At 69.2% G+C, this 23,522-nt stretch carries 24 protein-coding genes and 1 tRNA gene; 3 read left to right on the top strand and 22 right to left on the bottom strand.

Annotated elements, in window-relative coordinates; all coding sequences use genetic code 11:
- Window positions 1–67: 67 nt before the first annotated feature.
- Entirely contained in the window at window positions 68–712 is a 645-nt protein-coding gene (locus DNK54_RS19950; RefSeq protein WP_110208768.1) for a TetR/AcrR family transcriptional regulator, read from the top strand.
- A 12-nt stretch (window positions 713–724) separates the two neighbouring features.
- On the opposite strand, the gene DNK54_RS19945 is transcribed toward DNK54_RS19950, so the two are convergent.
- From DNK54_RS19945 to argS, 22 genes are all read right to left on the bottom strand, one after another.
- Complete coding sequence (locus tag DNK54_RS19945; RefSeq protein WP_110208767.1) at window positions 725–1,177, bottom strand: DUF2550 domain-containing protein; 453 nt, start codon at window positions 1,175–1,177, stop codon at window positions 725–727.
- A 74-nt stretch (window positions 1,178–1,251) separates the two neighbouring features.
- Window positions 1,252–1,641 (bottom strand): F0F1 ATP synthase subunit epsilon, encoded by a 390-nt coding sequence (locus DNK54_RS19940; RefSeq protein WP_110208766.1) that lies wholly within the window; start codon window positions 1,639–1,641, stop codon window positions 1,252–1,254.
- Window positions 1,641–3,101 (bottom strand): F0F1 ATP synthase subunit beta, encoded by a 1,461-nt coding sequence (atpD, locus tag DNK54_RS19935; protein ID WP_110208765.1) that lies wholly within the window; start codon window positions 3,099–3,101, stop codon window positions 1,641–1,643. The genes DNK54_RS19940 and atpD overlap by 1 nt, the downstream gene beginning before the upstream one ends.
- Before the next feature lie 5 nt (window positions 3,102–3,106).
- A complete protein-coding gene (locus DNK54_RS19930; protein ID WP_110208764.1) occupies window positions 3,107–4,039 on the bottom strand; it encodes a F0F1 ATP synthase subunit gamma in 933 nt (310 codons plus the stop codon).
- 3 nt (window positions 4,040–4,042) lie between these two features.
- Window positions 4,043–5,683 (bottom strand): F0F1 ATP synthase subunit alpha, encoded by a 1,641-nt coding sequence (gene atpA, locus DNK54_RS19925; protein ID WP_110208763.1) that lies wholly within the window; start codon window positions 5,681–5,683, stop codon window positions 4,043–4,045.
- Window positions 5,684–5,735: 52 nt separating this feature from the next.
- Entirely contained in the window at window positions 5,736–6,548 is an 813-nt protein-coding gene (locus DNK54_RS19920; protein WP_110208762.1) for a F0F1 ATP synthase subunit delta, read from the bottom strand.
- Window positions 6,548–7,075 (bottom strand): F0F1 ATP synthase subunit B, encoded by a 528-nt coding sequence (locus DNK54_RS19915; protein ID WP_239460207.1) that lies wholly within the window; start codon window positions 7,073–7,075, stop codon window positions 6,548–6,550. The genes DNK54_RS19920 and DNK54_RS19915 overlap by 1 nt, the downstream gene beginning before the upstream one ends.
- 52 nt (window positions 7,076–7,127) lie before the next feature.
- Window positions 7,128–7,337: an ATP synthase F0 subunit C gene (gene atpE, locus DNK54_RS19910; RefSeq protein WP_110208760.1), complete on the bottom strand. Its 210-nt coding sequence runs from the start codon at window positions 7,335–7,337 to the stop codon at window positions 7,128–7,130.
- 91 nt (window positions 7,338–7,428) lie between these two features.
- Window positions 7,429–8,253, bottom strand: coding sequence for a F0F1 ATP synthase subunit A (gene atpB, locus DNK54_RS19905; RefSeq protein WP_239460204.1), 825 nt, complete (start codon window positions 8,251–8,253; stop codon window positions 7,429–7,431).
- 25 nt (window positions 8,254–8,278) lie between these two features.
- Window positions 8,279–8,446 carry a hypothetical protein gene (locus DNK54_RS19900; RefSeq protein WP_239460203.1) on the bottom strand — a complete coding sequence of 56 codons (168 nt, stop codon included), beginning with the start codon at window positions 8,444–8,446 and terminating at the stop codon, window positions 8,279–8,281.
- A gap of 102 nt (window positions 8,447–8,548) precedes the next feature.
- Entirely contained in the window at window positions 8,549–8,998 is a 450-nt protein-coding gene (locus tag DNK54_RS19895) for a hypothetical protein (RefSeq protein ID WP_110208757.1), read from the bottom strand.
- A gap of 85 nt (window positions 8,999–9,083) precedes the next feature.
- Window positions 9,084–10,217, bottom strand: coding sequence for an MraY family glycosyltransferase (locus DNK54_RS19890; protein WP_110208756.1), 1,134 nt, complete (start codon window positions 10,215–10,217; stop codon window positions 9,084–9,086).
- A complete protein-coding gene (locus DNK54_RS19885) occupies window positions 10,217–10,879 on the bottom strand; it encodes an L-threonylcarbamoyladenylate synthase (RefSeq protein WP_239460202.1) in 663 nt (220 codons plus the stop codon). The genes DNK54_RS19890 and DNK54_RS19885 overlap by 1 nt, the downstream gene beginning before the upstream one ends.
- A gap of 7 nt (window positions 10,880–10,886) precedes the next feature.
- Window positions 10,887–11,723 (bottom strand): peptide chain release factor N(5)-glutamine methyltransferase, encoded by an 837-nt coding sequence (gene prmC, locus DNK54_RS19880; protein ID WP_110208792.1) that lies wholly within the window; start codon window positions 11,721–11,723, stop codon window positions 10,887–10,889.
- A 14-nt stretch (window positions 11,724–11,737) separates the two neighbouring features.
- Window positions 11,738–12,808: a peptide chain release factor 1 gene (gene prfA, locus DNK54_RS19875; protein WP_110208754.1), complete on the bottom strand. Its 1,071-nt coding sequence runs from the start codon at window positions 12,806–12,808 to the stop codon at window positions 11,738–11,740.
- Between the two features lie 86 nt (window positions 12,809–12,894).
- A complete protein-coding gene (gene rpmE / locus DNK54_RS19870) occupies window positions 12,895–13,110 on the bottom strand; it encodes a 50S ribosomal protein L31 (RefSeq protein WP_110208753.1) in 216 nt (71 codons plus the stop codon).
- 110 nt (window positions 13,111–13,220) lie between these two features.
- A complete protein-coding gene (gene rho / locus DNK54_RS19865) occupies window positions 13,221–15,098 on the bottom strand; it encodes a transcription termination factor Rho (RefSeq protein ID WP_239460200.1) in 1,878 nt (625 codons plus the stop codon).
- Between the two features lie 148 nt (window positions 15,099–15,246).
- On the bottom strand, window positions 15,247–16,149 hold the full coding sequence (gene thrB, locus DNK54_RS19860; RefSeq protein WP_110208752.1) for a homoserine kinase: 903 nt from the start codon (window positions 16,147–16,149) through the stop codon (window positions 15,247–15,249).
- Window positions 16,149–17,213, bottom strand: a complete 1,065-nt coding sequence (thrC, locus tag DNK54_RS19855) for a threonine synthase (RefSeq protein ID WP_110208751.1) — start codon at window positions 17,211–17,213, stop codon at window positions 16,149–16,151. The genes thrB and thrC overlap by 1 nt, the downstream gene beginning before the upstream one ends.
- Entirely contained in the window at window positions 17,213–18,532 is a 1,320-nt protein-coding gene (locus tag DNK54_RS19850; protein ID WP_110208750.1) for a homoserine dehydrogenase, read from the bottom strand. The genes thrC and DNK54_RS19850 overlap by 1 nt, the downstream gene beginning before the upstream one ends.
- The gene (gene lysA, locus DNK54_RS19845; RefSeq protein WP_420846388.1) at window positions 18,529–19,947 is read right to left on the bottom strand and encodes a diaminopimelate decarboxylase; all 1,419 of its coding nucleotides are present in this window, start codon (window positions 19,945–19,947) and stop codon (window positions 18,529–18,531) included. The genes DNK54_RS19850 and lysA overlap by 4 nt, the downstream gene beginning before the upstream one ends.
- Window positions 19,948–19,961: 14 nt before the next feature.
- Complete coding sequence (argS, locus tag DNK54_RS19840) at window positions 19,962–21,650, bottom strand: arginine--tRNA ligase (RefSeq protein WP_110208748.1); 1,689 nt, start codon at window positions 21,648–21,650, stop codon at window positions 19,962–19,964.
- An 81-nt stretch (window positions 21,651–21,731) separates the two neighbouring features.
- Here argS and DNK54_RS19835 point away from each other — a divergent pair.
- Window positions 21,732–21,804, top strand: a tRNA-Arg gene (locus DNK54_RS19835).
- A 262-nt stretch (window positions 21,805–22,066) separates the two neighbouring features.
- Entirely contained in the window at window positions 22,067–23,518 is a 1,452-nt protein-coding gene (locus DNK54_RS19830; protein WP_110208747.1) for a hypothetical protein, read from the top strand.
- Window positions 23,519–23,522: the final 4 nt, after the last annotated feature.

Here is a 23,522-nt window from a genome sequence, read left to right as displayed (position 1 = left end):
CCCATCGAGCGCTGGACACGGCGCAATCTGTGCACCGGCGCGCGGCCGCACGGCCTACTGTGGGCAGGTGCCGACGACGCCCGATGAGACGACCAGCAGCCGCGAGCGGATCATCGTGGCCGCCACCGACCTCTTCGCCCGCCGCGGCTACGAGGCGACCAGCACCCGGGCCATCGGAGACGCTGCCGAGCTCAACATCGCGACCGTCGCCTACCACGTGGGCAGCAAGGCGGAGCTCTACCGCGAGGTGATGCGGCGCGCCCACCGCGCCCAGGGCGACGCGGTCCTCGAAGCGCTGGCACGGCTGAGCGGCGTCGCCGCCACGCCGGAGGCCACGCGAGCCGCCCTGCACGGCTTCGTCGACGCCTACCTCGGCTTCTGCCTTGCGCACCCGGAGGTGCCCGCCTTGTGGATGCGGCGCTGGCTCGACGACGGCGAGGGCGGCGACACGATCGACCAGGAGTTCGCCGGCCCACTCGTCGCCCGGGTCGCTACCGGCGTCCGGGAGCTGCTGGACCGGGCCGGGATCGGCGACGAGACCGACGTGGAGATGCTGGTCTACTCCATCGTGTGGTCGACGCACTCGTTCAGCAAGGCGGGCTTCGTGGACGCCACCGGGACCCGCCGAGGCGCGTCCAGCCTGGCGATGATCGATCGGTTCCGTCGGCACCTGCATCGGCTGGTGGACGGCGCGCTGCAGGTCGTCGGCTGACCCGGAGGGCCGTCAGCGCTGGCGGTGCTTGTCCCAGTCCGTGCCGGGCGGCTTGGCCTCCAGCCAGGCCTGGAAGCCGAGCAGCGAGCGTGAGCTCATCGCGAGCTCGATGTCGCCCTGGGCGCTCTCCAGCGTGATGATCACGTGGTCGGTGTAGAGGGCGAGGTGCTCCGACCCCTCGGCCTCGCGACGGCCGTTGTAGTCCACCCGGTTGCGGTCCCAGACCCGCCGGGGACGCGGGGAGAGCGAGAAGATCCGGAACCACTCGAGGCGATCGCCGTCGTACCGACCGATTCCGAGAACCCAACCGCGCCCGGTCCTGTCGGACCGGGCGCGGTGGCTGAGTTCGAACGTGCCCCCGTTGCGAGCCAGCATGCGCCGGCGCAGAACCAGGGCGAGGCCGTAACAGAAGAGGAACACCAGCGCGAGCAGGACTCCGTCAAGAATCCATTGCCACAGTGGCATCCAGCCTCCCTGCCCCGAACGCCCCACTTCCAGGGGATGTGTGCGTCACTCTAGGGCATGGCCGATTCAGTTGTTCAAGAGGCCTTCTCCGCCGCGCGGATGCGAGCCTCCGCATGCCGTACGGCGGCCTCAGCGGCGTCGTCGTTCTCCCCTGCGGCACGCAGCCGCTCCAGGTCGTGGCGCGCCTTCTCGAGGTCGATCTCGTGCGACATCTCGGCGCGCTCCGACAGCACCGAGACGCGGTCGCCCGCGACCGAGATGAAGCCGGCATCGACAGCCGCGACCCACGTCTCCCCCTCCGTGGTGGTGACGTCGATGACGCCCTCCACCAGGAGCGAGAGCAGCGGGGCGTGCCCAGGCAGGATGCCGACGTCACCCTCGGTGGTGCGAGCGACGACCATGGTGGCCTCGCCCGACCACACCAGGCGATCGGCGGCGACGAGCTCGACCTGCAGGACAGCCATCAGAGGCTCTTCTGGATCTCGGCCCACTTCTGCTCGACGTCGTCCAGACCGCCGCACATGAAGAACGCCTGCTCGGCCACGTGGTCGTACTCACCGTCGGCGATCTTGTTGAACGCCTCGATGGTCTCCGACACCGGAACCGTCGAACCCTCGATGCCGGTGAACTGCTTGGCAACGTAGGTGTTCTGCGACAGGAACCGCTGGATCCGGCGGGCCCGCGACACGATGATCTTGTCCTCTTCGGAGAGCTCGTCGACACCCAGGATCGCGATGATGTCCTGCAGCTCCTTGTTGCGCTGCAGGATCTGCTTGATCCGGATCGCACACCGGTAGTGGTCCTCACCGATGTACTGCGGGTCGAGGATCCGCGAGGTCGAGGTCAGCGGGTCCACGGCCGGGTAGATACCCAGCGACGCGATCTCGCGGGAGAGCTCGGTCGTGGCGTCCAGGTGGGCGAAGGTGGTCGCCGGAGCCGGGTCGGTGTAGTCGTCGGCCGGCACGTAGATCGCCTGCATCGAGGTGATCGAGTGACCACGGGTCGAGGTGATGCGCTCCTGGAGCACACCCATCTCGTCAGCCAGGTTCGGCTGGTAGCCCACCGCGGACGGCATCCGGCCCAGCAGGGTGGAGACCTCGGAACCGGCCTGGGTGAACCGGAAGATGTTGTCGATGAAGAGGAGCACGTCCTGCTTCTGCACGTCGCGGAAGTACTCCGCCATCGTCAGAGCCGAGAGGGCGACCCGCAGGCGGGTGCCCGGCGGCTCGTCCATCTGGCCGAAGACCAGGGCGACCTTGTCGAAGACGCCGGCCTCCTGCATCTCCACGATCAGGTCGTTGCCCTCACGGGTGCGCTCGCCGACACCGGCGAACACCGACACGCCGTCGTGGTTCTTGGCCACACGGGCGATCATCTCCTGGATCAGCACGGTCTTGCCGACACCGGCACCACCGAACAGACCGATCTTCCCGCCCGTGACGTACGGCGTCAGCAGGTCGATGACCTTGATGCCGGTCTCGAACATCTGGGTCTTCGCCTCGAGCTGGTCGAAGGCCGGAGCCTTGCGGTGGATGCCCCACCGCTCGTTGACCTCCAGCTGCTCACCCGGCTCGAGGTTCAGGCACTCGCCGGTGGTGTTGAACACCCGGCCGAGCGTGGCGTCGCCCACCGGCACCGTGATCGGGCTGCCGGTGTCGCGCACCTGGGCACCCCGGACCAGGCCGTCGGTCGGGCGCATCGAGATGGCACGAACCATGCCGTCACCGATGTGCTGGGCAACCTCGAGCGTGATGGTGTTGGTCTCGTCGCCCAGCTCGATGTCGACGTGGAGGGCGTTGTAGATCGCGGGCATCTCGTCCGAGGAGAACTCGATGTCGACGACCGGCCCGATGACTCGGGCAATCCGGCCGACGCCGCCAGCAGCACCGCCAGCGGCATTCGTCTCTTCAACAGTGGCAGTCATTTGTCTCACTCACTCCCAGCAGTCGCGTCGGCCAGTGCGTTGACACCGCCGACGATCTCGCTGATTTCCTGTGTAATGCCGGCCTGGCGGGCCTGGTTGGCGATACGGGTGAACTTCTTGATCAACTCTTCGGCGTTGTCCGTCGCGGACTTCATCGCCTTCTGACGGGAGGCCAGCTCGGAGGCGGCCGCCTGCAGGAGGGCGAAGAAGATCCGGCTCTGGACGTAGCGCGGGAGCAGGGAGTCGAGGACGTCGGCGGGCGACGGCTCGAACTCGTAGAGCGGAAGCAGCTCGTCGACGCTCGGCGCCTCCGTGCCTTCCACCACCTCCAGCGGGAGCAGGCGGATCGCGGTCGGCTCCTGGCTCAGCATCGAGCGGAACCGGGTGTAGACCACGTGCACCTCGTCGACACCTTGCGGCGCGTCCGGCCCGGCAGCTGCCTCGTCGTCACCCGTGAAGGCGGCGATCAGGGTGGCCCCGATGTCCGCAGCGACGTCGTAGGTGGGCTGGTCGGAGAAGCCGGTCCACGACTGCGCCACCGCACGCTGACGGAAGCGGTAGTACGCCTCCCCCTTGCGTCCGGTGAGGTAGAGGTCGACCTGCTTGCCCTCGCCCTTCAGCTTCTCGACGAGGCGCTCGGCCTCCTTGAGCACGCTGGAGGCGTAGGCCCCCGCCAGGCCGCGGTCGCTGGTGACGACCAGGATCGCGGCCCGCTTCGGGGACTCCGGCTCGGTGGTCAGCGGGTGGTCGACGTTCGAGAACGTCGCCACCGCGGACACCGCACGGGTCAGCTCGCGGGCGTACGGCGCTGCCGCACGAGCCCGCTGCTGCGCCTTGATGACGCGGGACGCAGCAATGAGCTCCATGGCACGCGTGATCTTCTTCGTCGACTCGGTCGACTGGATCCGCGCGCGGTACTCACGCAGCGAAACTGCCATGGGTCAGCCCCGCTTCTGCTTGACGATCTGCTCCTGCTCGACGTCCTCGTCCTCCAGAGCGACGTGCTCTTCGCGACCGGCCTTGACCGACTGGCCGTCCGAGGTCTGGAACTGGTCCAGGAAGGAGTCGTAGGCAGCGGTGAGCTCGGCCTCGGCCGCGTCGTCGAACTTCAGCGTCTCGCGGATGCCGGCGAGGATGCCGGCGTGCGAGCGACGCAGGAAGTCGAGGAACTCGTGCTCGAAGCGCAGCACGTCGTCGGTCGGGACACGGTCGAGGCGGCCGGTGGTACCGGTCCACAGCGACACCGTCATCTCCTCGACCGGGTACGGCGAGTACTGCGGCTGCTTGAGCAGGGCCATCAGGCGCTGGCCGCGGTCGAGCTGCTGACGCGAGGCGGCGTCGAGGTCCGAGGCGAACATGGCGAACGCCTCCATCGCGCGGAACTGCGCGAGGTCGACCTTGAGCGAGCCGGTGACGGCCTTGAGCGCCTTGGTCATCGCCGAGCCACCCACGCGGGAGACCGACACACCGACGTCGATCGCGGGCCGCTGGTTGGCCGCGAACAGGTCGGACTGCAGGAAGATCTGACCGTCGGTGATGGAGATGACGTTGGTCGGGATGAACGCCGAGACGTCGTTGGCCTTGGTCTCGATGATCGGCAGGCCCGTCATCGAGCCCGCGCCCATGTCGTCCGACAGCTTCGCGCAACGCTCGAGGAGCCGGCTGTGCAGGTAGAAGACGTCACCCGGGTAGGCCTCACGACCCGGCGGGCGACGCAGCAGCAGCGACACGGCGCGGTAGGCCTCGGCCTGCTTGGTCAGGTCGTCGAAGACGATCAGGACGTGCTTGCCGTCGTACATCCAGTGCTGGCCGATGGCCGACCCGGTGTAGGGGGCGAGGTACTTGAAGCCCGCGCTGTCGGAGGCCGGGGACGCCACGATCGTGGTGTACTCCAGCGCGCCGGCCTCTTCGAGGGCGCCACGCACGGAGGCGATGGTCGAGCCCTTCTGGCCGATGGCGACGTAGATGCAGCGGACCTGCTTGTTCGGGTCGCCCGACTCCCAGTTCTGCTTCTGGTTGATGATCGTGTCGATCGCGATGGTCGTCTTGCCCGTCGCGCGGTCGCCGATGATCAGCTGACGCTGACCACGGCCGACCGGCGTCATCGCGTCGATCGCCTTGATGCCGGTGGCGAGCGGCTCGTGGACCGACTTCCGCTGCATCACGGTCGGGGCCTGGAGCTCGAGCGCGCGGCGACCGCTCGTCTCGATCTCGCCGAGGCCGTCGATCGGGTTGCCGAGCGGGTCGACGACGCGGCCGAGGTAGCCCTCACCCACCGGGACGGAGAGGATCTCGCCGGTGCGGCGCACGGTCTGACCCTCTTCGATCTTGTCGAAGTCACCCAGGATGACGACACCGATCTCGCGGGTGTCGAGGTTCAGGGCGATGCCCAGCGTGCCGTCCTCGAACTCGAGCAGCTCGTTGGCCATGACCGATGGAAGACCGGCTACCCGGGCGATGCCGTCGGCGGCCTCGGAGACGGTGCCGACCTCTTCACGGGTGGCGGACTCGGGCTTGTAGTCGGACACGAAGCGCTGGAGCGCGTCCCGGATCTCGTCCGGACGGATGGAAAGCTCCGTCATCACTCTTCTCTCATTCTCAGTTGCTCGAAGTTCTCGGTGGGTGGGGCGCCGGTCAGACGGCCAACGCGCGGCGGGCGGAGTCCAGGCGGCTGGAGACCGTGCCATCGATGACGTCGTCACCGATCTCGACGCGGATTCCACCGATCACCTCGGCGTCCACCACGACATTGACGTGCACCTGTCGACCGTACTGACGGCTCAACACGTCGCCCAGGCGCTGGCGATCGGCGTCCGAGAGCGGCTTGGCCACTCGGACCTCGGCGACAGACTGGTTGTGTGCGGCCGCGGCCACCTGCTGGAAGGCGTGCAGTGCCACGCCCACCGTCCGGTAGCTGCCGGTCAGTGCCTGCTCGGCCAGCGTCACCGTGGCCGGCAGGGCCTTGCCCGCCAGGATCCCGCGGACCAGCGCCTGCTTGTCCGCCGTGCTCCGGGCCGGGTCGGAGAGCGCGTCGCGCAGCTCCGGGTTGTCGGCGACCAGCTGCCCGACCTCGAAGAGCTCGTCAGCCAAGCGGTCGGCCGAGTCGTCGGCCGATCGCACGGTCGCCAGCACACCCAGGTGCTCCAGGGCGTCGGCCAGGTCACGCGAGGCGGTCCAGCGCAGCGAGACGGCTCGACCGGCCAGGTCGACGACCACGTCGCCGACCTTGCCGACCAGAAGCTCGCGGAGCAGGCCCTGCTTGGCCTCGGCCGCCACGGACTGGTCCGTGGCGACGCGGCGCAGTGCCGGCTCGCCACGCAGCAGCGCGGCGACCCGGAACAGGTCCTGTCCGACGACCGCGCGGTCACCGGTGACCTGGTCCAGCGCCGAGGTGAGCGTGTGCAACGCCTCGGCCGAGGCGCCTCGGAAGGTGCCGCTGGCGGTCATCAGTTGACCCCGCTCCCGGACTCGAGCTCGGCGAGGAAGCGCTCCACGACGCGGCTCTGGCGAGCCTCGTCGTCCAGGCTCTCCCCGACGATCCGGCCGGCGAGGCCGGTGGCCAGGTTGCCGACCTCAGCCCGGAGCGAGGTGACCGCCTGCTGGCGCTCGGCCTCGATCTGCGCCTTGCCGTGGGCGACGATCCGGTCGGACTCGGCTTGTCCCTGCGCACGCAGTTCCGCGATGATCGCGGCGCCCTGCTCGCGTGCTTCCTCGCGGATGCGCGCGGCCTCGTGCCGGGCCTCGGACAACTGCTGCTCGAGCTCGGCAAGCTTGGCATCCGCCTCGGCCTGCTTGGTCTCGGCAGCGGCAAGACCGCCCTCGATCGCCGAAGTGCGCTCGGCGAACGTCGCCTCGAAGTTCGGGACGACGAACTTCTTCACCGCGAAGAAAAGAATCGCGAAGACGACGAGTGAGAGAACGATCTCGATCGGGTGCGGGATGAGCGGGTTGAGCTCACCTTCCGACGCCCTGATGATCAGAGTCTGCATGGGCAGGTCCTTCTTCCGGGTCCTACGTCAGGCTGGGTCAGAGAACGAACGCGAGGGCGATACCGATGATCGCGAGCGCCTCGGCGAGCGCGAAGCCCAGAATGGCGATGGTCTGCAGGCGGCCCTGGGCCTCCGGCTGACGGGCAACACCGTTGATGTAGGCGGCGAAGATCAGGCCGATACCGACACCGGGGCCGATCGCGGCAAGGCCGTAGCCGATCATGTTGGCGGAGCCTTCGATAGCCATAGCAAGCACGGCTGTTTCCTTTCGGTTATTTCCTGGTTGGAAAACTGTGGGTGGGAGTTGGGTCGATCAGTTGCTCAGGGCGATCCGGAGCTCAGTGCTCGTCGGCGAGCGAACCCTGGATGTACATCGCGTTGAGCAGGACGAAGACGTAGGCCTGCAGGAACTGGATCAGGATCTCCAGGAACGAGATCACGATGAACAGCAGCCAGGCGAGGATGCCGACCGGGGCGTACGCCGCCGACATCTCGACGATCAGGTACTCACCACCGAGGGCGAAGAGGATGAGCAGCATGTGACCCGCGAACATGTTGCAGAAGAGACGCAGGGCGAGCGTGACCGGGCGGACCAGGATGTTGGACATGAACTCCAACGGGATCAGCAGCGGGTACATCGCCGGGCTGACGCCCTGCGGTACGCAGGTGTGCTTGAGGAAGCCCACCACGCCGTGCTTCTTCATGCCCGCGCCGAGGTACACCAGCCAGCTGATCGCAGCCAGCGTGTAGACCAGCCCGGCACGGGAGAAGGTCGGGAACTGGAAGAACGGGATGCTGGCGAGCAGGTTGTTGATCAGGATGAAGAAGAAGAGCGCGAAGAGGTAGGGCACGTACGGCAGGAAGTCCTTGCTGCCGATGATGTCGCGGCCCATGGAGTTGCGCACGAAGCCGTAGCCCTGCTCACCGATGTACTGCAGGCGCCCCGGGACCATCGCCCGCTTGCGGGCGGCGGCCCAGAAGAAGACGAAGACCAGGACACCGACGAGCACCATCTGGATCATCGGCTTGGTGACGCCCAGGTACATCGTCTGCCCGAGGAACTCGAACGTCTTGTCCGGCCCGATCGGCGGCAGGTCGAAGTCCCCCGGACCGGGCGCTGTGAAGCCCTCGGCACGGGTGATGGACATCGCGATAGAACTCACCGTGTCTCCTGTGTCTGCTGCGCTGCTACGAGTCTTGGTCTGCGGATGGCTGGCCCGGGTCCGCCGCCCGGTTGAATCGGGCGAAGGTCATGTAGAGGCCGAATCCCGCGCCGAGCAGGATCCCGACCGCCACCAGGAACGAGGTCCCAAGCCAGCGGTCCAGCCCCCAGCCGATCAACCCGTAGACGAACACACCGGAGACGATGTATCCGAATGCATGCCAAGGGTCTCCCGCTGGCTCGCTCGGGGATTTCGACTGAGTCATCGCGCACCGGAGAATAGCAGTCGCGTCGGGTCATCGCGCACCCGCCTCATCCACTGCGAAGACGGGGATCCGGGCGCGGGTGGCCAGGGTCACCTGACAGGCGAGCCAGGCGAAGGTGCCCACGATCACCGCGCCGCCCAACCAGGCACGGTCGAGCGTGTCGTCGAGGGCGCCGCTACGGGTGAGCACCAGGAACACCAGCCCCATCAGCACCACCTGGAGCGTGTAGGTCAGCAGGGCGATCAGCAGCGAGGCGGTCGGCAGGACGCCGGCGACGAGGTCGACCATGAGCGCCCCTCCCCCGAAGACGAGCAGGACCAGCACGACGCCGACCGCCGCACCAGCGGCGGCATCTCGGCCGCCCACGAGAGCGGCGACGAGGATCGCAACCACGCCCACGGCCAGACTCGCCGCGCCGGCCCGCATCAGGAGACGCGAACCCGCGAAGCCTGCCGGCGAGGGTGCGGGTGCGGTCGTCATCAGGGCGGCCGATCTTCTCGGGTGCAAGGGCCGGAATGAGGGGATCCGGCGCTTGTGAAAAATAGCACAAGCGCCGGATCGGAGCCTATTCGGGGTCGATCCCGCTGAGCTTCGGCACGACGAAGGTGAGCCCGACGGTGACCAGGAACCACACGCCGAGGGCGGTCCAGGTGATCGGGCCGGCGTACAGGGAGACCAGGACGGTGCCGAAGCCGATCAGCCCCGCCCAGAGCCAGATGATCAGGACCGCGCGACGGTGGCTGTGGCCGATCTCGAGCATCCGGTGGTGCAGGTGCTGCTTGTCGGGCTGATAGAACATCTGGCCGCGCCGGGTGCGGCGCACGACCGCCATCATCAGGTCCGCGAACGGCACGATGAGGATCGACAGCGGCACGATGATCGGCAGCAGCGTGGGCAGCAGGCTGGCCGCCTGCCCCGACCCGCCGCGGCTCACCTCGGTCGGCGCGAACTGGCCGCTCAGGGTCAGCGCCGAGGCCGAGAGGAAGAGGCCCAGAAGCATCGACCCGGAGTCGCCCATGAAGAGCCGGGCCGGATAGAAGTTGTGGGGCAGGAAACCGATGCAGGCTCCGGCCAGCGCGGCACAGAGCAGGGCTCCGGTGACCGCCAGGGTCCGGTCGTTGAGGTTGGCGATCTGGTAGCAGAAGAGGAAGAACGCGAGCGCCCCCACGCCGACCACCCCCGCAGCCAGGCCGTCGAGCCCGTCGACGAAGTTGACCGCGTTGATCGTCAGGACCACCGTGAAGACGGTCAGCAGCGCCGCCTGCGTCTGGTCCGGGGTGAACTGGCCGCCGTCTGGCAGCGGGAAGTAGCGGTACTGGATGCCGAAGAGCACCAGGACGCCGGCGGCCAGCACCTGGCCCCCCAGCTTGGTGAGCGCGTCGAGCTCGAAGAGGTCGTCGAGCACCCCCACCGCACAGATGAGCACTCCGGCCAGCAGGACCGCACCAGCGTCGCGGAAGAGCGTCGGCTGACTCGACTGGCTCAGCGCCAGGAAGGGGAGCTGGCGCGCCACGACGTACGCCGCCACCAGGCCGCCCAGCAGTGCCACTCCCCCGAAGTAGGGAATGGGCACCACATGCACGTCACGGTCGCGCACCTGGGCGACCGCGTTGGTGCGCAGCGCGATCTCGCGCGCGATCACCGTCAGCAGGTAGGTGACCGAGGCGGCCACCAGGAAGACGACGAGGTATTCGCGCATCAGTCCGTCTCGTCCGGGACCACGACGGCCCGGCCGCTCGGGGCCAACACCTCGTCGATCCGCTCCAGGGAGAGCGCGCCCAGGCGCAGCAGCCGGGGCTGCTCCCCGGTGACGTCGAGGATGGTGGACGCCTCGCTCCCCGGAGTGGGGCCGGCATCGACGTAGGCCGTCACCCGCTCACCGAGCATCGTCTCTGCGGCGTCCACATCGGTGGCCGCAGGGAGCCCGCTGGTGTTGGCGGAGCTGACCGCCATCGGCCCGGTGCGCTCCAGGACCGCAAGCGCTACGGGATGGTCCGGCATCCGCACCGCCACCGTGCCCCGGGTCTCCCCCAGGTCCCACTGCAGCGACGGCTGCTGGCGACAGACGATCGTCAACGGGCCCGGCCAGAAGGCGTCGACCAGCACCGTGACCCACTCGCGCACGTCGACGGCGAGAGCCTGCAGCGTCGGCTTGGTGGCGACCAGGACCGGCGGCGGCATCTCCCGGCCGCGGCCCTTGGCAGCCAGCAGACGGCGTACGGCGGCGGGGTCGAACGCATCGGCGCCGATCCCGTAGACGGTGTCGGTCGGGAGGACCACCAGGTCCCCCTGCCGGACCGCGCGAGTGGCCGCCTCGACCGCCGCCTCGACCTCGTCGGCATCGTTGGTCGTGAATCTCACCAGGCCATCATCCCAGCCGCGCCGTCAGAAACCGCGCACGCCCGGTCAGATCGGGATGGTCGCGCACCGCCAGCCAGCGTCCGGCGCTCCGGAAGACCTCCGGTGCGGCCTCGTGCTGCACCTCGGCGTGCTCCGCGCCGACCACACCACCGCGGCGCAACAGCCGGGCCGCCGTACGCTCCAGGACGCGCATGGCGTCGAGGCCGTCGTCGCCGGAGTAGAGAGCCAGGTCGGGATCGTGGTCGCGCGCCTCCAGGGCCACGCTCTCCCACGCCTCCCACGGGATGTAGGGCGGGTTGCACACCACCACGTCGACCTCGCCGGCAAGGTCGTCGGCAGCACTGGCCATGTCGCCCACACGGAGGTCGACGCCGGTGCCGGACAGGTTGCGAGTCGCCCACCCAGCGGCCTGCGGATCGAGCTCGACCGCCACGACGCGCGCCTCCGGCACTTCTGCCGCGACCGCCTTCGCGATGGCGCCCGAGCCGGTGCACAGGTCGACCACGACCGGCTGACGGTCCGTGACGAGCAGTGCCGCATCGACGGCCCAGCCCGCCAGCAGCTCGGTCTCGGGGCGCGGCACGAAGACCCCCGGCCCGACCGCCAGCTCCACCGTGCGGAAGTGAGCCAGACCAGTCAGGTGCTGCAGCGGCTCCCGAGCCGCGCGCCGGGCGACCAGCGCCGCATGACGGACCGCCTGCTCGGCCGCGACGTCGTCGATCAGCAGAAGCCTGGAGCGCGGCACCGCGAGCACATGGGCCAGCAGCAGCTCGGCGTCGACCCGCGGCGAGGCCACCCCGGCGGCCACCAACGTCTCGGTCGCGGCGCCGATCACCTGCCGCATCGGTACGGCGTCACTCACGCCAACGCCTCGAGCCGGGCTTCGAGATCCGCCGTCACCAGCGAGTCGATGACCGGCTGGAGCTCGCCGTCGAGCACCACGTCGAGGTTGTAGGCCTTGTAGCCGGTGCGGTGATCGGAGATCCGGTTCTCGGGGAAGTTGTAGGTGCGCACCCGCTCGGAGCGGTCGACGGTGCGCACCTGGGAGCGGCGCGCCTCGGTCGCCTCGGCGGCGGCCGCCTCCTCCGCGGCGGCAAGCAGCCGCGAACGCAGAATGCGAAGCGCCTGCTCCCGGTTCTGCAGCTGCGACTTCTCGTTCTGGCAGCTGACCACGATGCCGGTGGGGAGGTGGGTGATCCGCACGGCAGAGTCGGTGGTGTTGACGCTCTGGCCGCCCGGTCCGCTGGAGCGGAAGACGTCGATGCGCAGGTCGTTCTCGTCGATCTCGACGTCGACCTGCTCTGCCTCGGGCATCACCAGCACACCGGCAGCGGAGGTGTGCACACGGCCCTGCGACTCGGTGACCGGCACCCGTTGCACGCGGTGCACCCCACCCTCGAACTTGAGCAGCGCGAAGGGTGCCTCCCCCGGCTCGGGCGTGCCCTTGGCCTTCACCGCGAGCGTGATGGACTTGTAGCCACCCAGGTCGGAGGGAGCCGCGTCGAGCACCTCGGTCCGCCAGCCGTGTCGCTCCGCATAGCGGGTGTACATGCGCACCAGGTCGCCCGCGAAGAGGGCAGACTCCTCGCCGCCCTCCCCCGACTTCACCTCGAGCAGGACGTCCTTGGAGTCCGACGGATCACGCGGCACCAGGAGGTGCTGCAGTCGTTCGTCGACCTCGGCCAGCCGAGCCTCCAAGGCCCGGGCCTCGTCGGCGAACTCCGGGTCGTCGGCAGCCAGCTCCCGCGCTGCCACGATGTCGTCGGCCAGCGCCTGATGCTGCTGCCAGGTGCGGACGACCGCACTCAGCTCCGCGTAGCGCTGGTTGAGCTGCTTGGCCAACCGCTGATCGGCATGCGTCTCCGGGGCAGCCAGCCGCCCCTCCAGCTCCGCATGCTCCTCGACCAGCCCCTGGACCGCGTCGAACATCGCCCTCTCCTCGCTCGCTCCGTCGGAAATGAAGGACGCCGGCCCCGCTCGACCTGGATCGATCGGGGACCGGCGTCACGACAGAGCTACTTGGCGGCCTTCTTGGCGTAGCGGGCCTCGAAGCGGGCCACGCGGCCACCGGTGTCGAGGATGCGCTGCTTGCCCGTGTAGAAGGGGTGGCAGTTGGAGCAGGTGTCGGCGTGGATCGTGCCCGCCGTCGCCGTGCTGCGGGTCGTGAACGAGTTGCCACAGGTGCAGGTCACCTGGGTCTCGACGTACTCGGGGTGGATGTCCTTCTTCATTCTTCTTCTCCTCGACTATGACCGCCGGGTCGCCGCTCCCAATGAGCCGGCGTGAGCCGGTGCCAACCTCTTGATTCTGCCACCTCGCCCAAGAGCACCGCCAATCGGCGTCAGGCGCGGGCGTTGCGGGCGACGCGGGTGAGCAGTTCGATGTTGGTCTGGCTGGAGCGCACCAGCTCCAGCAGCCCGACCAGCGCCTCCTCCGGATCCCCGCCCAAGGTACGGCGGAGCGCCTGCTGCGCGGTGGCCTCCTCCTCGGCGAGGAGCAGCTCATCTCGGCGGGTCGCGGAGTGCACGACGTCGACGGCCGGGAAGAGCCGCTTGTCGACGTACTCCGCGCGGAGCCGGAGCTCCGAGTTCGCGGTGCCCTGGAACTCCTCGAAGATGGCCTGGTCGATGTCGGAGCCGGTCTCCACGAGCACCGTGGCGATGATCGTGAGCGAGCCGGCGTCCTCGAGCTTGCGGGCCGACCCGAAGAGCTTCTTGGGCGGGTGCAGCGAGGAGACGTCGACACCGCTCGGCAGGGTCCGGCCGTTGGCCGGGGCCGCGAGGTTGTAGGCGCGGCCGAGGCGGGTCAGGCCGTCGATGAGCATGACGACGTCATGACCCTGCTCGACCAGGCGCTTGGCCCGCTCCACGGCGAGCTCCGCCACCGTCGTGTGGTCGGTGGCCGGCCGGTCGAAGGTCGAGGCGATGACCTCACCCTTGACCGAGCGCTGGAAGTCGGTGACCTCCTCGGGGCGCTCGTCGAGCAGCACCACCATGAGGTGGCACTCGGGGTTGTTGGCCGTCACCGCCGCTGCCATGTGCTGGAGCACGGTGGTGCGTCCGGAGCCGGGCGGCGCGACGATCAGGCCACGCTGGCCCTTGCCGACCGGCGCGAGCAGGTCGACGACGCGGCCCACCACATCGCCGGGGGCAGTCTCCATCCGGAGCCGCTGGCTGGGGTGCACAGGGGTGAGCTCGGCGAACTCCGGGCGCTCCTCGGCGCCCTCCGGGTCGGCGCCGTTGACCAGGTCGACCCGGACCATCGGGTTGAACTTCTCCCGTCGCTCGCCCTCGCGCGGCTGCCGCACCTGGCCGACCACCGCGTCACCACGGCGCAGCCCGTGCTTGCGCACCATCGACAGCGAGAGGTAGACGTCCTCCGGGCCCGCGGCGTAGCCGCTCGTGCGGACGAAGGCATAGTTGTCGAGCACGTCCAAGATGCCCGCCGCAGGCACCAGAACGTCGTCCTCGAGGATCGTGGTGTCGGGCTCGCCGCGCTGGCGGCCGCCGCGCTCGCCGCGCTCCCGGCCCCGCCGACGACGATTGCGGCCACCACTCTCGTCGCCGTCCTGGTCGTGCTGTGCCTGGCCCTGCTGGTTCTGCTGCTGGCCCTGCTGGTTCTGCTGCTGACCCTGGTTCTGCTGGTTCTGGGCGCCCTGGTCGCCCTTCTCCTGCTGCCCCTGACGCTGCTTCTGCTGCTGGCCCTGGTTCTGCTGGTTCTGGTTCTGCTGGTTCTGGTTCTGCTGGTTCTGGTTCTGCTGCTTGCCCTGCTGGCGCTGCTGACCGGCCTGCTGGCCCTGCTCGCCCTGGCCCGCCTCCTGCTCCTGCCGGTTGCCGCGGTTTCGCTCCCGACGGCGAGGCGCGCCGCCCTCGTCGGCGGCGTCGGCTCCGCGGGCCTCGGTCTGCTTCGGCTCGGCCTGCTTCGACTCGTTCTGCTTCTGCGCTGCCTGCTTGGCCTCGGGCTGCTTCGCCGCGGGCTGCTTCTGTTCCGCGCGCTTCGTCTCGGCGGCACCGGACTCGGCCGGCTTCGCGGCGGCCCCTGCGCCAGCCTGATGGCCGCGGATCGCCTCGACCAGCTGCGCCTTCTTCATGCTGCCGGCGCCCTTGATGCCCAGGCCCCCGGCCATGGCCTTGAGGTCGGCAAGGAGCATCGAGTTCAGGCCCGCCCGTTTCTTCGCGGGGGCCGCGGTGGGTTCGGCGGTGGAGGGAGTCTCGGACACGTTGGATCCTCGGTAGTCGGCTGCGATGGTATCGACGCGGATGCGGGCACGCCCCACCCAGACAGGTAGAGCGGCGGCGGCCAGAGCGGGCGCCGTGCCAGTCTTGACATTAACACTCGGCCTCGGTGCCGCGTGCTGGGCCCGGGCGTCAGCGGACCTGGTGCACGCCGCCGGACGCGATGGCCAGGTGCTGGGCCTGCCAGCCCTCGGGGCAACGGGCGAGCAGAGCCTCGACCGCGTCCGACGTGGTCAGGACCAGCACCGTCGGCCCCGCTCCGGAGATCGTCGCGGCGTGTCCGTCGGCGCGCAGAGCGCGCATGAGAGCCAAGGAGGCAGGCATGCCAGTCTCGCGGTAGTCCTGGTGCAGCAGGTCGGCGGTGGCCGTGAGCAGGCGCTCCGGGTGCACGCTCATCGCCGCGACCAGCAGCGCCGCGCGTCCGGCATTGGTAGCCGCGTCGGAGTGCGGCACGGTCGCCGGGAGCAGCCCCCGAGCAACCTCGGTCGACAGCGGATGCGGCGGGATGAACGCCACGGCCGTCACCGCTGGGTGCACCGGCGAGGCGACCGAGTAGAAGCCCTCACCGTCCTGGCCAGCGACCACGAACCCGCCGCCCACGGCGGGAGCCACGTTGTCGGGATGCCCCTCTTCGGAGGCGGCCAGCTGCAGGATGCCGTCGTCGCTCAGCCGCTCGACACCGTCGACCACCAGCGCCCGCGCCAGCCCGATGCCTCCGACGATCGCAGCCGAGGAGGAGCCGAGGCCGCGGGCATGCGGGATCCGGTTGGTGCACCGCACCCGGAGTCCGGAGGGCTCCACCCCCATCGCGTCGAAGGCCAGCCGCATCGACCGGATCACCAGATGGGTCTCGTCGAGCGGCACCTCCCCGGCACCAGCGCCGGTGACCTCGACCTGCAGGCCCTCGGGCACCACCTCGGCGACCAGATCGTCGTACAGCTCCAGGGCAAGGCCGAGCGTGTCGAAGCCGGGGCCGAGGTTGGCCGAGGTCGCAGGCACGCGGACGTGCACCGCGCCGGCGACGAACTCCGACATCAGCGCAGGCCGGCAGCGGCCGCAGCCGCGTCGACGTCGGCGTCGATGACGACCTTCTCCAACGGGCCGAAGCCCTCCAACGCCGTGACGGTGTCCTTCAGCCCATGGCCGGTGACGGTGATGACCACCGTCTTGCCCGCATACGACTCCCCCTGGTCCAGCTCTTCGAGCAGACCGGCGACGCCGATCGCGGAAGCCGGCTCCACGAAGACCCCGTCGTTGCTGGCCAGCGCACGCTGCGCCGCGAGGATCTGCTCGTCGCTGCGCGAGGCGAAGCGCCCACCGGACTCGGTCGCCGCAGCAACCGCAAGGTCCCAGGACGCGGGGTTGCCGATGCGGATCGCCGTCGCCTTGGTCTCCGGGTTGGGGAACGGCTTGCCGGTGACCAGCGGCGCAGCGCCCTCTGCCTGGAAGGCCCGCATCACCGGGCGCTTGGTGGCCCGCCCCTGCTCGGCGTACTCCTTGTAGCCCTTCCAGTACGCCGAAATGTTGCCGGCGTTGCCCACCGGCAGCAGGTGCACGTCGGGGGCGTCGCCGAGGCGGTCGACGATCTCGAAGCTGGCGGTCTTCTGCCCCTCGAGACGCACCGGGTTGACCGAGTTGACCAGCGCGACCGGGTACTTGTCGGCGAGCTCGCGTGACATCCGCAGGCAGTCGTCGAAGTTGCCGCGCACCATGGTGATCTGCGCGCCGTGCATGATCGCCTGAGCCATCTTGCCGGCGGCGATCTTGCCCTCGGGAACGAGCACCAGCGCCTTGATCCCAGCCTTCGCCGCGTAGGCGGCCATCGATGCGGAGGTGTTGCCGGTCGAGGCGCAGACCACGGCCTCGGCGCCCTCGTGCACGGCTACCGAGAGCGCTGCCGTCATGCCGCGATCCTTGAAGGAGCCGGTGGGGTTGTCACCCTCGACCTTCAGCCAGACCTGACCGCCGGTGAGCCCGGAGAGCCAGCGCGACTCGACCAGCGGCGTCCCCCCCTCGCCCAGGGTGACCGCAGGCGTGCCGGCCGGGATCTCCAGCAGCTCCCGGTACTCCTCGATCACGCCTCTCCACTGGTGGGCCATCAGTCGCCCTCTCCTTCCACGCGCATCACCGAGGTGACGTCACGAACGATGTCCATCCCGCGCAGGTGCTCGACCGTTGCGGACAATTGGGCGTCCGTCGCCCGGTGCGAGACGACCACCAGCTGGGCGTCCTCACCCCGGCCCTCCTGACGGACGGTCTGGATCGATACGCCGTGCTCGGCGAACGCCGCCGCCACGGTCGCCAGGACTCCGGCGCGGTCCTCCACGTCGATGCCCACGTGGTAGCGGGTGACCGTCTCCCCCATCGGGAGAACGGCCAGGTCTGCGTAGCTGGAGTCGGCGACGCCTCGGGTGCCGGAGATGCGGTTGCGCGCCGCCGCGACCAGGTCGCCGAGGACGGCGGACGCGGTCGGCGCACCGCCGGCGCCGGGGCCGTAGAACATCAGCTGACCGGCAGCCTCGGACTCGACGAAGACCGCGTTGTAGGCCTCACGGACGGAGGCGAGCGGGTGGGTGTCGGGAATCATGGCGGGGTGCACGCGGGCGCTCACGGCAGGACCGCTCGCGGTCTCCCGGAGCTCGCAGATCGCCAGCAGCTTCACCACCGACCGCATCTCGCGCGCCGACGCCACGTCTGCTGCCGTCACCTCGGCGATGCCCTCACGGTGCACGTCGTTGGCGGTCACCCGGGTGTGGAAGGCGAGACTGGCCAGGATGGCCGCCTTCGCAGCGGCGTCGAACCCCTCGACATCGGCCGTCGGGTCGGCCTCGGCATAGCCGAGCTGCTGCGCCTCGTCGAGCGCCTCGGAGAAGCCGGCGCCGCTGGTGTGCATCTTGTCGAGGATGAAGTTGGTGGTGCCGTTGACGATGCCCAGCACCCGCGTCACCCGGTCGCCGGCCAGCGACTCGCGCAGCGGGCGGAGGATCGGGATCGCGCCGGCGACCGCCGCCTCGTAGTAGAGGTCACGACCGGCCCCACCCGCGGCGTTCGCGGCAGCGTCGAAGAGGGTGGCGCCGTCCTCGGCGAGCAGTGCCTTGTTGGCGCTGACCACGGAGGCGCCGTTGGCCAGCGCGGCCAGGATCAGCTCGCGTGCGGGCTCGAGACCGCCGATCACCTCCACGACCAGATCGATGTCGGGCCGGGTGACCAGGCCCAGCGCGTCGGTGGTGAGCAGCCCCTCGGGGACCTCGGCCTCCCGCGGCGCGTCGAGGCGACGTACGGCGACACCCGCCAGCTCCAGCCGGGCGCCGGCGCGCGCGGTGAGGTCCTCGGCCTGCTCGGTGAGCAGACGGACCACTTGGGAGCCGACCGATCCGCATCCCAGCACTGCTACCCGCAGCGTCTTCTCGTCACTCATCGTGCTGCTCCCTCATGTGCGCCCACATCCGTGGCCAACAGGTCGTCCTCGGTCTCGCGACGGACGATCACCGTCGCGACGCCGTCGCGGACCGCGATCACCGGCGGCCGCAGGGCGTGGTTGTAGTTGGAGGCCATGGACCGGCAGTAGGCGCCGGTGGCCGGGACGGCGACCAGGTCGCCGGGGGTGATGTCGGCCGGCAGGAACTCGTCCTTCACCACGATGTCGCCGGCCTCACAGTGCTTGCCGACGATGCGGGCGAGCACCGGGGCCGCTGTCGAGGCACGCGAGGCGAGTGTGCAGGAGTAGTCGGCGTCGTACAGCGCGGTGCGCACGTTGTCGCTCATGCCGCCGTCGACCGAGACATAGGTACGCCGCGCACCGCCGTCCAGCGCCACCTGCTTGACCGTGCCGACCGTGTAGACGGTGCACATCGCAGGCCCCACGATGGCTCGACCCGGCTCGATCGAGAGCCGCGGACGCTCGATGCCCAGCGAGGCGCACTCCTGCTCCACGATGGCGCCGAGCTGCTCGGCCAGCACGGCCGGCGTGGTCGGGTCGTCCTGGGTGGTGTAGGCGATGCCGAAGCCGCCGCCGAGGTCCATCTCGGGCAGCTCGGCACCGAGCTCGGCACCGATCCGGGCGTGCAGGGCCAGCACCCGGCGGGCAGCCACCTCGAAGCCCGAGGTGTCGAAGATCTGGCTGCCGATGTGGGAGTGCAGCCCGAGCAGGTGCAGGCCGGGCACCTCCAATACCCGGCGGGCGGCCTCGAAGGCGTCGCCCGAGGAGATCGAGAAGCCGAACTTCTGGTCCTCGTGCGCGGTGGCGATGAACTCGTGGGTGTGCGCCTCCACGCCCGCCGTGACCCGCACCATCACCTGTGCGGTGACGCCGAGCTCGCGGGTGAGCCCGGCGAGCCGGTCGATCTCGTCGAAGGAGTCGACCACGATCCGGCCGATCCGCAGCTCGACGGCACGCGCGAGATCGGCGGTCGACTTGTTGTTGCCGTGGTAGCCCAGACGTTCCGGGGCCACCCCGGCGCGCAGCGCGACCGTCAGCTCGCCGTTGGAGCAGACGTCGAGGCAGAGCCCCTCCTCCGCCACCCACCGAGCCACCGTCGTACACAGGAAGGACTTGCCGGCGTAGTAGACGTCGAAGTCCGAGAAGGCGTCGCGGAAGGCTCGCGCACGCGCTCGGAAGTCCGACTCGTCCAGCACGTAGGCGGCGCTGCCGTGCTCGGCGACGAGGTCGGTGAGCGCGACGCCTCCGACGGAGAGCACCCCGCCGACCTTCTCAGCCGTGTTCGACCAGAGTCGAGGCACGAGAGCGTTGACGTCCTCGGGGAGGCTCAGCCAGGCAGGGCCACGCAGGGCGCCGGGGGCATGGGCCCACCCGGCCTCGTGTGCGCGCATCAGTCGTCGCTATCCCTTCACATGCGCTCGGGCGCGGTGACGCCCAGCAGGTCGAGTCCGTTGGCGAGCACCGTGCGCGTCGCGGCGACCAGCACCAGGCGGGCCTCGTTGACCGGACCCGCCGGCTCGTCGCCCATCGGCAGCATCCGGCACTCCTTGGTGTCGTACCACTTGTTGAAGACCGCCGTGGTGTCTTCCAGATAGCGGGCGATGCGATGCGGCTCACGCAGCTCGGCGGCGCTGGCGACCACCCGCGGGAAGTCGGCGAGGCTGCGCAGCAGCTTCCCCTCGAGCTCATGGGCGAGCAGCGCCGGGTCGAAGTCGGCCAGGATCTCCGTGGCGCCACGCATCCCGAGGTCGCGAGCGTTCTCCGTCATCCGGCAGGTCCGGGCATGGCCGTACTGCACGTAGTAGACGGGATTGTCGTTGGACGCCTTGGTGATCTCGGCGACGTCGAGCACCAAGGGCGAGTCGGCCGGGTACCGGGCCAGCGAGTAGCGCAGCGCATCGACGCCGATCTCCTCAGCCAGCTCGTTCAGCGTCACGATCGTGCCTGCGCGCTTGGAGAGCTTGAGCTCCTGACCGTCGCGCAGGATCTTCACCAGCTGCCCGATCAGGACGTTCAGGGTCCGTGCAGGATCGTCGCCGACGCAGGCCGCCATCGCCTTGAGCCGGCCCACGTAGCCGTGGTGGTCGGCACCCAGCAGATAGATGCAGTGGTCGAAGCCCCGGGCCCGCTTGTTGAGGTAGTAGGCAGTGTCGGAGGCGAAGTAGGTCAGCTCGCCGTCGGACTTGATCAGCACCCGGTCCTTGTCGTCGCCGAAGTCGGTGGTGCGCATCCAGAGCGCGCCGTCGAGCTCGTAGACATGGCCGAGGTCCTTCAGCCGCTCCAACGTCTGCGGTACACCGCCGTCGACTCCGGACTCGTGCAGCGAGAGCTCGGAGAACCAGACGTCGAAGTGGGTGTTGAAGCTCCGCAGCTGCTCCTGCTGCTCCTTGAGCTGGATCTCGTAGCCCAGCCTCCGGACAGCGGACCGCCGCTCCGGCTCCGGCAGCTCGAAGATACCGGGGCTCGCGGCGCCGACCTCCTGGGCCAGGTCGTCGATGTAGTCGCCCGCATAGCCGTCGGCGGGCTTCTCCCGACCCAGCGCCGCGGCGATGATCGAGTCGGCGAAGTGGTTCATCTGCACGCCGCGGTCGTTGATGTAGAACTCGCGCGTCACCTCCGCGCCCGCTGCGGACAGGACCCGGGCGATGGCATCGCCGAGCACCGCCCACCGGGTGTGCCCCAGGTGCAGTGGTCCGGTGGGGTTGGCCGAGATGAACTCGATGTTGATCCGCTCGCCGGTGAGGCTCTCGGAGCGGCCGTACGCCGCGCCGGCGGTCACGATCCGACCGGCGACCACGCCCTGGGCTCCGGCGTCCACGGTGATGTTGAGGAAGCCGGGTCCCGCGATGTCGACTCCGGCGATGCCGTCCGCCTCAACGAGGCGGGCGGCGATCAGCTCGGCCAGCGCCCGAGGATTCGTCCCCGCCTTCTTGGCCAGCTGCAGCGCGACGTTGGTGGCGTAGTCTCCGTGACCCTTCTGACGCGGTCGCTCGATCGCCACCTCCGACGGCGCGCCGTCGGGAAGGGTGAGCGCGCCGCCATCGATGAGGTGGGTCAGGGCATCGACGACGGCGGCGGAGAGCTGTTCGGGGGTCACCCCCGTAGCCTATCGGCGACCCTCGGTTTCACTTACGCGAGTATCGCCCGGTAGTGTTTCGCCACGCGCCGTCAGGCGTATGCCTCCGTAGCTCAGGGGATAGAGCACTGGTTTCCGGTACCAGGTGCCGCAGGTTCGAATCCTGCCGGAGGCGCCCAGGTTGTCCTTTCGGGACAACCGCCCCATACGGCCTCGGTCCTCGCAGACCGAGGCCTTTTGTCTTCTTTGTGAACTTCGGCCAAACCACCCCGGAGTTCATATTCTGGTGAACCAACGACAGAATGGGCCAACGTGCGCGACAATCGCCATAGCGTTCCCGCCCCTGGGTCGTTGTCCCCAGCGGACCGGCGCCACGGGAGCAAGCCTCGGGACCAGGTCGTTGTCACTGACCAGTTGAAAATCATGGGGAGAACAAAGTGAAGCTTTCAGCGCGGCGGTTCCTCGCCGCCTCAACAGCAGCCGCCGTCGCCACGGTGGGCACGCTCGCGATGACCGCACCGGTCGACGCGTCGGCGCCGACCAATCAGATCGTGGCCAAGAAGAAGGCCAAGCAGCCGCGATACGGGATGTCGGGCAACGCCTACGGCACCCTGATCACCGCCGGCGCGCTCGGCGTGGCCTCGGACAAGACCGCACACAGCTGGGTCGGCTGCACGCTGAAGAACAAGGGCATGGACACCGCTCTCGTCGGTGCCGACGTCCTGCCGACGAGCACCTTCCTCGACCTGGGTGTCGTCGACACCCAGACCCTCGCTCGCAAGGGCAAGAAGGCCGTCCAGGCCGGCTTCCCCAAGGGGACGAAGGCGGGCACGGTCTCCACCGCGAAGGTGGCCGACGTCAACCTGGTCGGCATCGGGCCGCTGAACCTGAAGCTCACCGGGCTCTCCAGCGAGGCTCGCGCCTGGGTGGACAAGAAGGGCAAGTTCCAGACCAAGCACGGCTACAACATCCTCGACATCCAGGCCAACACCGGCATCCCGCTGCTCGATGACCTGCTCAACACCTCCACCAGCCCGCTCGGCACGCTGATCGACCTGCTCGTCGACGGCGTGGTCAAGGGCGTCGTGATCGACCAGGTCGTCAACGGCATCCTGAAGATCGCCGGCCTGGGCGAGATCCGCCTCGGCAAGTCCTACGGCATCAAGAAGAAGAAGGAGGCCTGGTCGAACTCCGTCGTGCTGGAGGTCCGCCTCTACGGCCTTGACGGCAAGAAGAGCGACGACGACATCACCGTCAAGCTCGGCCACTCGCGTGCCCGCATCGTCAAGGGACTCAAGCCGGGTCGCTTCGGCGGCTACGCCTCGGCTCTGCACGCCGAGCTTCTCGACGGCGTCCTGCAGACCGCCAACCTGTCGCACCAGCCCCTCCAGTGCGAGGGCACGAACGGCAAGTGGCTCAAGGAGTCCGTTGCCGGTGTCGACCTGCTCGGCCTGGGCTTCGTGAAGGTGGACGGCGTCTACACCGAGGTGCTCGGCAAGGGCAAGAAGCGCCACGGCAAGGCGACCGCCGGCGCCCGCGCCGAGACCGCCAAGATCGTGGTCGGCGGCAACAACGGACTGGTCGTCAACGCGATCTCCAGCCAGGCGAAGGTCAAGCGCAACAAGTACGGCAAGCTGACCCGCTCGACGAAGGTCAACCTGGGTGACATCTACCTGGGCGGCCAGCAGATCGACCTCGACCAGCTGCTCAACCCGGTGCTCAACGGCCTCGACGGCCTGCTCTCCTCGATCGGCATCGCGAGCATCAAGACCCACGTCGTTCGCAAGAACAAGAACGGTGTGGGCGTGATCGCCCTGCAGATCAAGCTGTTGGACGGCAAGGGTGCCGACATCAAGGTCGGCGACGTCCAGGCGATGATCCGCAAGTGATCGC

The organism is Nocardioides daejeonensis, from assembly GCF_003194585.1.
Classification (GTDB): Bacteria; Actinomycetota; Actinomycetes; order Propionibacteriales; family Nocardioidaceae; genus Nocardioides; species Nocardioides daejeonensis.
The sequence above is the reverse complement of the archived record's forward strand: the minus strand, read 5'-3'. Positions and strand labels throughout refer to the sequence as shown.